Genomic DNA, 9362 nt, shown 5'->3' with positions numbered 1-9362 from the left:
GGTGCGGGCCGGGGTACGGGGGTCGGCCGGGGCGCTCCGCGGACCCGACCCCCGGAGTTGGGGCGGAGTCGTCCCGAAGCCCACCGGATTGTCGGTGGTGATCACTAATGTTTCCTGTGTGAGCGATCGATGGAGTACCGACGAAGTCTGGGCGCTGGCACCGGACGCCTCATCACACAAGGCCGCTCTCAAAGTGGCCAAACCCGGGTCTTGGCCCGCGAGCGGCGTGATCGTTGCCGAGGATGGAGCGACCTCCGCGGTCTGGGGTGAGTGCAAGGGCAGCGGGTCCAAGCCGTACCTGGCCGCCGCACACCTGGACGGGGACAAGGGCCCCGCCTACAAGTGCAGCTGTCCCAGCCGCAAGATCCCCTGCAAACACGTCCTCGGGCTGCTGGCCCTGTGGAGTCAGGGTTCGGTGGAGCCGGCCGAGGAACGGCCCGAATGGGTCGCCAAGTGGCTCTCCGGGCGACAGGTGCGTGCTGAGCGCGCCGCCACCGGCACCACGGCCGCACCCGTCGATCCGGAGAAGGCCGCCGCGACCCTCAAGGCCAGGGAGGACGCGGTCGCCGTAGGACTCGAAGAGTTGAACGTCTGGCTGCACGACCAGGTCGACGCCGGCCTGGCCGAGGTGCCGCGTCTGGGATACGACCACTGGGACCGTATGGCCAAACGCCTGGTGGACGCCAAGGCCTCCGGCGCCGCCGCCCTGGTCACCCAGCTGCCCCAACGAGGCGGTGGTGATCACTGGCCCGACCGTCTCCTGGAACGCCTGGGCATGCTCCACCTGCTGGTCGACGGCTACCTCGCCAGGGAAAAGGTCGACGAACGCACCCGTGCGGTGCTGCGAGCGCGGGTGGGCATCAGCACCCGTTCCGAGGACGTCCTCACCTCCGGTGAGCGGGTCCACGACACCTGGCGGGTCCTGGGACACAACGACGGCCTCACCCCCGACGGCATGCGTGTCCGCCGCACCTGGCTGCACGGGGCCGCCACCGCACGTGTGGCCCTGGTCCTGAGCTACGCCCGGCAGGGGCAGACCCCGGAGACCCCCTTCCGGCCCGGCACCGAGGCCGAAGGCGAACTCGCCTTCCATCCGGACGGGCGGCGGGCCCTGCGGACCGACCGGATGACCGAACGACACTGCACCCCACCGGCGGGCGGCGGCGTCGAGCAGGCCCTGGACTCATGCGCGGTGGCCCTGGCCGACGACCCGTGGGTGGAGGAATGGCCCGTGGTGCTGGAGCACGCGGTTCCGGCCCGCGCGGACCACGGCTGGTACATGGCCGACCGGAACGGCGCCGCGCTGCCGCTGGAGACCGGAACCCTCTGGGCGGTCCTCGCCGCGACCGGGGGACGACCCACCACCGTGGCCGCCGAATGGTCGCCCAAGGCCGGACTGGCCCCCATGACGCTGTGGGACGAAGAAGGAAGGGCCATCGCCCTGTGAATCAGGAACCCTCGACCCCCGATCACGAGGCGCACGCCTCCGAGGCCGGTGGAACCACCGCTACGGACTGGGGACTGCTGGTCTCCACCGCCCTGGTCGGCACCGCTCGACGCACCGTGCCCACCCCACCGGGTCTGCCCGAACGCTCGGAGAGGGCCGCCGCGCTGCTCGATCTCTCCGCCGTCGAGACGGTCCGTGCCCGGGCCGGGTACGTCGCGCACACCGCCACCCCCATCGACCCGGACCCGGCCGTTCCCCGCTCCGAGATCGGCGCGGCCGCGGCCCACCGCCTCGACGTCATCCTCGCCGATCGCCCCGAACTGCTGGCCGAGTGGCTCGACCTGCTGGTCCGCTCCGGTCGATGCGTGCCCCGTACCCGGATCCCCGACCTGCTCGAACGCGCGGCCCGTGACCGCAAGCAGTGGTCCACCGTGGCCGCCGCCGTGGGAACGCGCGGTGTCTGGCTGGCCGGCGTCAACACCCGGTGGTCCTTCATCACCGCCGAACCGATGCCCGGTGACACCTTCGACCAGGAGGACTGGGGCCGGGGCACCCCGGAGCAACGCCGCCGTGGGCTGTTCGCGCTCCGCGCCCAGGACCCCGCCGCCGGTCGCGACCTGGTCCAGGCGGCCTGGCCTCACTCGGGCCGCGGCGAGGTGCGTCGCGGATTCCTGGAGGCCCTCGAACCCACGCTGGAATCCGAGGACGAACCACTGCTCGACCACGCCCTGGACGACGGCAACGCCAGCGTTCGAGGCCGTGCGCTGTCCCTGCTGGCACGGCTCCCCGACGGCGCGCACGCCCACCGGTTGCGCGGGCACCTGCGTCTCCGGTTGCGCGTGGTCCCGGACGCCCCGAACCCCGTCCACCTGGAGAACGTCGACCCCGACGATCCACGACTCCTGCGGGATCTCGCCCTGGCCGCCGCCAAGAACAAGCCGCGCTCCAAGGACCCGCGCCGCCACGACGAACAACGCGAGCGTCACCAGATCCTCATCACGCACACGCCACTGGACGTGTGGACCGAACTCCTCGACACCACCCCGGACCAGGTCCTCTCCCGGGTCGCAGAAGACGACCTGTTGCGGGAGGCCATCGTCGACGCGGTGGGCCTGCGAGGGGACGCCGCCTGGGCGCGAGCGGTGCTCGACCACCCGACCATCGGGTTGGCCCGAATGGTCGGTGGGTCGGTCCATGATCTACAACGACAGCGGATCCGACAGTTGCTCGCCGCGCTGCCGGTGGACGAACGGTGCGAACGGATCCGCGCGGTCATGGGGCGGACCAAGGGCACGACCACCCTGTGCCAGGTCCTGACCGCGCTCGACACCCGGTGGAGCCGGGAACTGGCGGCGGACGTCGTCGAGGTGCTGAGCCGACCGACCGAGCGTCGCAGCCCCATGGCCATGCACTCCCACCAGCGACTCCGTGTGATCGCCGCCGAGTACATGCCACCCGAACACCTGGATCTGCTTCCGGAGACCTCGCCCAACGAGGAAGAGGCGCACGAGCACCTCCGCCTCCGCGACACCCTCCGATTCCGTCTCGACATGCACAAGGAGCTTTCGTGACCACGACCGCACTCAGCACCGATTCCGCGAGCGCGCTGCGCCCCCACGCCGAGCAGACCTACGCCGCGGAGCTCGAAGCGCTGGCCAAGGTCGACGACCGTCAGCGCCCCCCGGGCTGGCACCTGTCCCCGTGGGCCGTCACGCGGTACCTGCTGGGCACCACCCTCGACGACGGCACCGAGATCACCGCGAAGTACATCGGTTCCCGTCGGGTCGTCGAGGTCGCCGTGGCGACCCTGGCCACCGACCGCGCCCTGCTCCTGATCGGTGTGCCCGGCACCGCCAAGACCTGGCTGTCCGAGCACCTGGCCGCCGCGATCGCCGGTGACTCCACCCTGCTCGTCCAGGGCACCGCCGGCACCTCCGAGGAAGTCGTCCGATACGGGTGGAACTACGCCCGGCTGCTCGCCGAAGGACCCTCCGAGGCGGCGCTCGTGCCCAGCCCCATCATGACCGCCATGTCCCGTGGGTCGATCGGCCGCATCGAGGAACTCACCCGCATGCCCTCCGACGTGCAGGACGGCCTCATCACCGTCCTGTCGGAGAAGGCCCTGCCCGTGGCCGAACTCGGCATCGAGGTACAGGCCCGGCGCGGCTTCAACATCATCGCCACCGCCAACGACCGCGACCGCGGCGTCAACGACCTGTCCAGCGCCCTGCGGCGCCGGTTCAACACCGTGGTCCTGCCCGTCCCGGACAGTGCCGAGGACGAGGTCCGCATCGTCACCCAGAGGGTGGAGCAGCTCGGCCGTGCCCTCGAACTTCCGGAGGTGCCCGCCGGCCTCACCGAGATCCGGCGCGTGGTGACGGTCTTCCGGGAACTGCGTTCCGGGGTCACCGAGGACAACACCACGAAGGTCAAGTCGCCCAGCGGCACCCTCAGCACCGCCGAGGCGATCTCGGTGATCACCAACGGGATCGCCCTGGCCGCGCACTTCGGTGACGGGGAGCTGCGGCCCGGCGACGTGGCCGCCGGCATCCAGGGCGCCGTCGTGCAGGACCGCGTCGCCGACGGGGTCGTGTGGCGCGAGTACCTGGAGACCGTCGCCCGCGAGCGCGAGGGCTGGAACGACTTCTACCAGGCCTGCCGTGAGTTGGGCGCCTGATGGGACGACCAGGAGCGGACACCTCCAAGGTGAGTGTCCTGGGCGTCCGCCACCACGGCCCGGGTTCGGCCCGGGCCGTGCGGGCCGCCCTGAACGAGATCGAGCCCGACCTGGTGCTGATCGAAGGACCGCCCGAGGCCGACGCCGTCACTTCCCTGGTCGGCGGACTCGAACCACCCGTGGCGCTGTTGGTGCACCTGGCCGACACCCCCAAGGCCGGTTCGGCCCGATCACGTGAGGGCTGGGGGTTCTGGCCGTTCGCGAGCTTCTCCCCGGAGTGGGCCGCCCTGCGCCATGCCCACGACAACGACGTGCCGGTGCGGTTCTGCGACCTGCCCGCCGCCCACACCATCGCCGAACGCATCGCCCGTGCCGAGGAGGCCGAGGAAAGGCGGGAGCAGGCCGCGAACGAAGAGGCCGACGCGCCCTCTGAAGTCGGGGAGCCCCCGGAACCCGATCCGACCCCCGAACGGGCGGAGGACCCCCGACCGGCCGAGGCGTCGGAACCGGCCGGAGCATCGGAACCGGCCGAGGAACCACGGGTGCGGCTGGACCCGCTCGGGGTACTCGCCGAAGCCGCCGGCTACGACGACGCCGAACGTTGGTGGGACGACGTCGTCGAACAGCGTGTCGACGGCGAGCCCTCGCCCTTCCCCGCGATCGCCGACGCCATGGCCGCCGTGCGCGCCGAGTCCGGACCCGAGACCGGTCGGGACGCGCGCCGAGAGGCGTACATGCGCCAGACCCTGCGCGGCGCCCTCAAACAGGGGTACGAGCGGATCGCGGTGGTCTGCGGGGCCTGGCACGCACCGGCTCTGCGCGACCTGTCCGACTACTCGATCAAGGACGACACCGCCCTGCTCAAGGGTCTGCCCAAGGTGAAGACCACCGCCACGTGGGTGCCCTGGACCCATGGGCGGCTCGCCACCGCCAGCGGCTACGGCGCCGGGGTGACCTCCCCCGGCTGGTACCACCACCTGTTCACCGCCCCGGATCTGCCGGTGCACCGGTGGCTCACCTCGGCCGCCCGCCTCCTGCGCGAGGAGGGCCAGCAGGTGTCCTCCTCGCACGTGATCGAGGGGGTCCGCCTGGCCGAGAGCCTGGCCGTCCTACGCGGACGTCCGCTCGCCGGACTCGACGAGGTCGCCGAGGCGACCACCGCCGTCCTCTGCGAAGGCGAGCAGACCCGCGCCGCCTTGGTGCACGGACGGATGGCGATCGGTGAGCGGCTCGGTTCCGTTCCACCGGAGACCCCCATGGTGCCGTTGCAGCGCGACCTCATGGCGGCGCAGAAACGACTCCGTCTCAAACCCGAGGCCTTCGACCGCGACCTCGACCTGGACCTGCGCAAGGACGGCCTGCGCGAACGCAGCGTGCTGCTGCACCGGCTCAGGCTCCTCGGCGTCGAGTGGGGTGTGCCGCGCACGCCCGACGGCGGCCAACGCGGCACGTTCCGGGAGAGCTGGCGACTGCGCTGGGAACCCGAGATGGACGTGGCGCTGATCGAGGCCGCCCCGTACGGGACCACCGTGGCGTCCGCGGCCACCGCGCGCGTGGTGGAGATCGCGGCCGACGCCGAACTGCCCACCCTCACAGCGCTCACCGAACAGTGCCTGTTCGCCGAACTGGGCGAGGCGCTGCCGGACGTGCTCGCCCTGCTCACCGACAAGGCCGCCACCGACAGCGACATCACCCACCTGATGTCGGCGCTGCCGCCCTTGGCCCGCTCCACCCGGTACGGCGACGTGCGCGGAACCGACAGTGGACATCTGCGCGCCGTCGCTCAGCAGATCCTGGCCCGGATCCGGGTCGGACTGGTGCCGGCCGTGCGCGGTCTCGACGACGACGCCGCGGCCCGCTTCGTCAAGGCCCTCGACCGCACCCACAACGCCGCCACCCTGCTCGACGACGACCTACCGGCCTGGCTGGACACCCTCGCCGACCTCGCCGTTCGAGACAACGTGCCCGGCCGGATCGCCGGTCGGGTGAACCGGGTCCTGTCCGACACCGGACGGGTCGACGCCCCGGAGCTGCGCCGCAGGCTCGGCCTGGTGATGTCACCGGGCACCGAACCCGCCCACGCGGTCGCCTGGTTGGAGGGGTTCCTCCAGGGCAGCGGGCTGATCCTCGTCCACGACGAAGAGCTGCTCGGCATGATCGACACCTGGCTGCTCGCCCTGCCGGAGGAGCGGTTCACCGCCATCCTGCCCCTTCTGCGCCGGACCTTCGGGGCCTTCGACGCCGGTGAGCGTCAGGAGATCGGTTCGGCGGTGACCAGGATCGACGGCGGTGGGGCCACCGACGTCCGCGAACGGCGACCGGTCGACGTGCGTCGAGCGGCGCCCGCCGTGGCCGCGGTACTGGGACTACTCGAAAGGAGCGGTGCGTGAACGCCACGACCGAGGCCGAATCCACCGAACGGGCCCGCCGCTGGCGGCTGGTCCTGGGCCAGGAGTCCAACTGCGCGACCCTCGCCGGTAGTGATCAGGCGATGGACTCCGCCCTGGCCGCCCTGTACAACCGCTCCGGCGGTGGCGCCGGTGGCTCCGGTGATCGGGGAGCCGACCTCAGCGGGTCGGCGCCACGGGTGGCCCGCTGGCTGGGCGACATCCGCGAGTACTTCCCGTCCTCCGTCGTCCGGGTGATGCAGTCCGACGCCATGGACCGGCTCGGGCTGCACCAGATGCTGCTGGAGCCGGAGATGATGGAGGCGGTGGAGCCCGACGTGCATCTGGTCGGGACGCTGCTCTCCCTCAACAGCGTGATGCCCGCCGAGGCGCGCGAGACCGCCCGCGAGATCGTGCGCAAGGTCGTCGAGGACCTGGAGAAGCGGGTCGCGCAGAAGACCCGATCCGAGGTCAAGGGCGCGATCGACCGTTCCACCAAGACCCACCGGCCCCGGCGTGTGGCCGACATCGACTGGAACGCCACCATCCGCCGCAACCTCGCGCACTACCTGCCCGAGTACAACACGGTGATTCCACAGACCCTCATCGGCCACGGACGCCGCAGCCAGGGCGTCCAGAAGGACGTGGTGCTGGCTATCGACCAGAGCGGTTCGATGGCGTCCTCAGTCGTCTACGCCAGTGTCTTCGGGGCCGTGCTGGCGTCCATGAGCACCCTGAAGACGTCCCTGGTCGTGTTCGACACCGCCGTCGTGGACCTCACCGAACAGCTCACCGACCCCGTCGAGGTCCTGTTCGGCACCCAGCTCGGCGGTGGCACCAACATCAACAAGGCCATCGCCTACAGCCAGGGGCTGATCGACCGCCCCACCGATTCGATCTTCGTGCTCATCAGCGACCTCTACGAAGGGGGCGTGCGCGCGGAGATGCTCAAGCGGGTCGCGGCGATGAAGTCGGCGGGGGTCCAGGTCGTGGTGCTGCTGGCCCTGTCGGACGAGGGCGCGCCCTTCTACGACCGCCACAACGCCGCCGCCTTGGCGGAACTGGGCGTCCCCGCGTTCGCCTGCACCCCGGACGTGTTCCCGGAACTGATGGCCGCCGCCATCCAGGGTCAGCCCTTGGACGCGTGGGTCGACAAACACCTCGACGAGTAGGGCCCTACGAAGGTGGAGGCCGCGCTCGGCGGCCTCCACCGTGCTCTCCGAGCGGCTGGAGAGTGGGGCCGCGCCGCCCGGGGGATGGCGGCGCGACCTCACTCGTTCCCGGGTCAGAGTGGTCGGTTCGGCGGTGCGGTCGTGTCTGACATCAGAGTTTTAGCACGCCAGAGGCTTTTCCTGCGGGGGAACCCGAGAATCCGAAGGAGACTTCCGGGGTCGGGGCGATGGGGTCTCCCCGGACGGGTGACCGCCGAACCACGAGTCTCCTCATTCGGTGGTCTCCCCTTCCGCGGATTCCGGTTCGGGGCAGACGGAGTTCAGATCGGGCACGGGGGTCAGGCTCACGGAGAAACGGGGCACCTTGGTGAGGCCCTGCTCGCGGTCCCACAGGAGGTCGACGTCGTTCGCTCCGTCGAAGTACAGCACCGGTCGGTCGGTGGTCAGTGGTGGGCCGATCCGTTGGATCGGATCACCGCCCGGTTCCACGCACACGACGGACGGGGTGACTCCCACGTGGCCACGCGGTTCGCCACCCTCGGAGCGGTAGTGGGCGACGTGGTCGGAACCGACCTTGGCGCCCTGCTCCAAGGGCCCCTTCATGATGGTGAGGAGTACGTACATGGTGGCGAGTCCGTACAGACAGACCGCGAGGATCGTCAACAGTCGTGGAAAGAACGATGCTCCGGGGGTACCGATGTGGAAGTAGCGCAGGAGACCGAACGCCCCCAATGAGACGAGGAGGGCGATCAGTACCGGCAGGAAACCGGTCAGGGCGAAGAGCCGGCCCACGCCGTTGGTCACCACGTCCCCCGGTGAGATCCCGAACGCCTCCAGGTAGGCGTCCTGGTTGGAGGTGCTCAGGGCGATCGCCAAGGGCGCGCCCAGGGAGGTCAGTCCCAGCGGGAGCCACGTGTTGATCCGACCCTCCGGGATGTGGCGGAACATCTGCCACACCCCGAACCCACAGGGCAGGGCGAGCAGCGAGACGATGGCGACCGTGAACAGGTTCCCCTCCGGACGCCAAGTGACGATGTACAGGCCGAAGAGTGCCCCTCCTCCCACGGTCACGGTCATGAGCGTCACGGCGAGAAGGAATCGCCAGTCGTCCAGCGGGTCCCGCGCCGCCGAGCCCTCTTCGCCTTCAACGGCGGATGCGGCGCCGGGCGGGTCCGGTGGGCCGACCACCATGAGCCCGTTCGCTGGGCCGGCCTCGGGGTTCCGGTCCGCGAAGTCGGCCAGCATGGACCTCGCCTCGGCGAGTGAGGACGCCTGGATGGTCCCGCGGGAGCGCCAGGACTTCAGGCTCCGGACGGGGGCCGCGAGCCACTCCCACCCGGGCATCCAACCCTGGAGCAGCACCAGGTACCGGTGCGCCCGGGGCGGGGGAGGGCGCAGCCGGGACGCGAAGGTGACCCGCACCTCCACCCCGGCCTTGTCCAGTGTGTGTTGGAACTCCGCCACGGCCGCTCGTGTGGAACCCAGCGCCACACCGGAGACCGCGACACGTACGTCGTACCGGCCCTCGCCCAGGTCCTGTGTCTGCCAGGGACGACCACCCACTGCCGCGAGGAAGGTCGGCTTGTCCCGAGGCTCGACCTCCGCCCCGATACGCACCACGTGGTCGTAGTGCGCGGGCAGTTCGCCCGTCAGCGGCTCGGGGGCGGGGGGTTCGGGGA

The 9362-nt window shown here is 70.9% G+C and carries 6 protein-coding genes; 5 read left to right on the top strand and 1 reads right to left on the bottom strand.

The genetic code is table 11. The features are described from left to right. The first annotated feature begins 193 nt into the window (after window positions 1-193). Genes BQ8420_RS27400 through BQ8420_RS27380 form a run of 5 tightly spaced genes read left to right on the top strand, consistent with a single transcriptional unit; the run spans window position 194 to window position 7683 of the window. Window positions 194-1447: an SWIM zinc finger family protein gene (locus BQ8420_RS27400; protein ID WP_087102694.1), complete on the top strand. Its 1254-nt coding sequence runs from the start codon at window positions 194-196 to the stop codon at window positions 1445-1447. Continuing rightward, window positions 1444-3018, top strand: coding sequence for a DUF5691 domain-containing protein (locus tag BQ8420_RS27395; protein ID WP_235006519.1), 1575 nt, complete (start codon window positions 1444-1446; stop codon window positions 3016-3018). Before BQ8420_RS27400 ends, BQ8420_RS27395 begins: the two co-directional genes overlap by 4 nt. Next, window positions 3015-4124, top strand: coding sequence for an AAA family ATPase (locus BQ8420_RS27390; RefSeq protein WP_087102689.1), 1110 nt, complete (start codon window positions 3015-3017; stop codon window positions 4122-4124). The genes BQ8420_RS27395 and BQ8420_RS27390 overlap by 4 nt, the downstream gene beginning before the upstream one ends. After that, on the top strand, window positions 4124-6514 hold the full coding sequence (locus BQ8420_RS27385; protein ID WP_087102688.1) for a DUF5682 family protein: 2391 nt from the start codon (window positions 4124-4126) through the stop codon (window positions 6512-6514). Before BQ8420_RS27390 ends, BQ8420_RS27385 begins: the two co-directional genes overlap by 1 nt. After that, window positions 6511-7683: a VWA domain-containing protein gene (locus tag BQ8420_RS27380; RefSeq protein WP_087102687.1), complete on the top strand. Its 1173-nt coding sequence runs from the start codon at window positions 6511-6513 to the stop codon at window positions 7681-7683. The genes BQ8420_RS27385 and BQ8420_RS27380 overlap by 4 nt, the downstream gene beginning before the upstream one ends. A 270-nt stretch (window positions 7684-7953) precedes the next feature. Here BQ8420_RS27380 and BQ8420_RS27375 read toward each other — a convergent pair. Beyond that, window positions 7954-9362, bottom strand: a 1409-nt coding sequence (locus BQ8420_RS27375) for a hypothetical protein (RefSeq protein ID WP_369825552.1), incomplete at its 5' end; no start/stop codon positions are given.

This window comes from Nocardiopsis sp. JB363 (genome assembly GCF_900143625.1).
In the GTDB taxonomy this organism is placed as follows: Bacteria; Actinomycetota; Actinomycetes; order Streptosporangiales; family Streptosporangiaceae; genus Nocardiopsis.
The sequence above is the reverse complement of the archived record's forward strand: the minus strand, read 5'-3'. Positions and strand labels throughout refer to the sequence as shown.

What these genes read in the sequence shown, in the direction of transcription:
- BQ8420_RS27385 (WP_087102688.1), top strand. Translation starts at nt 4,124, where the DNA reads ATGGGACGACCAGGAGCGGACACCTCCAAGGTGAGTGTCCTGGGCGTC.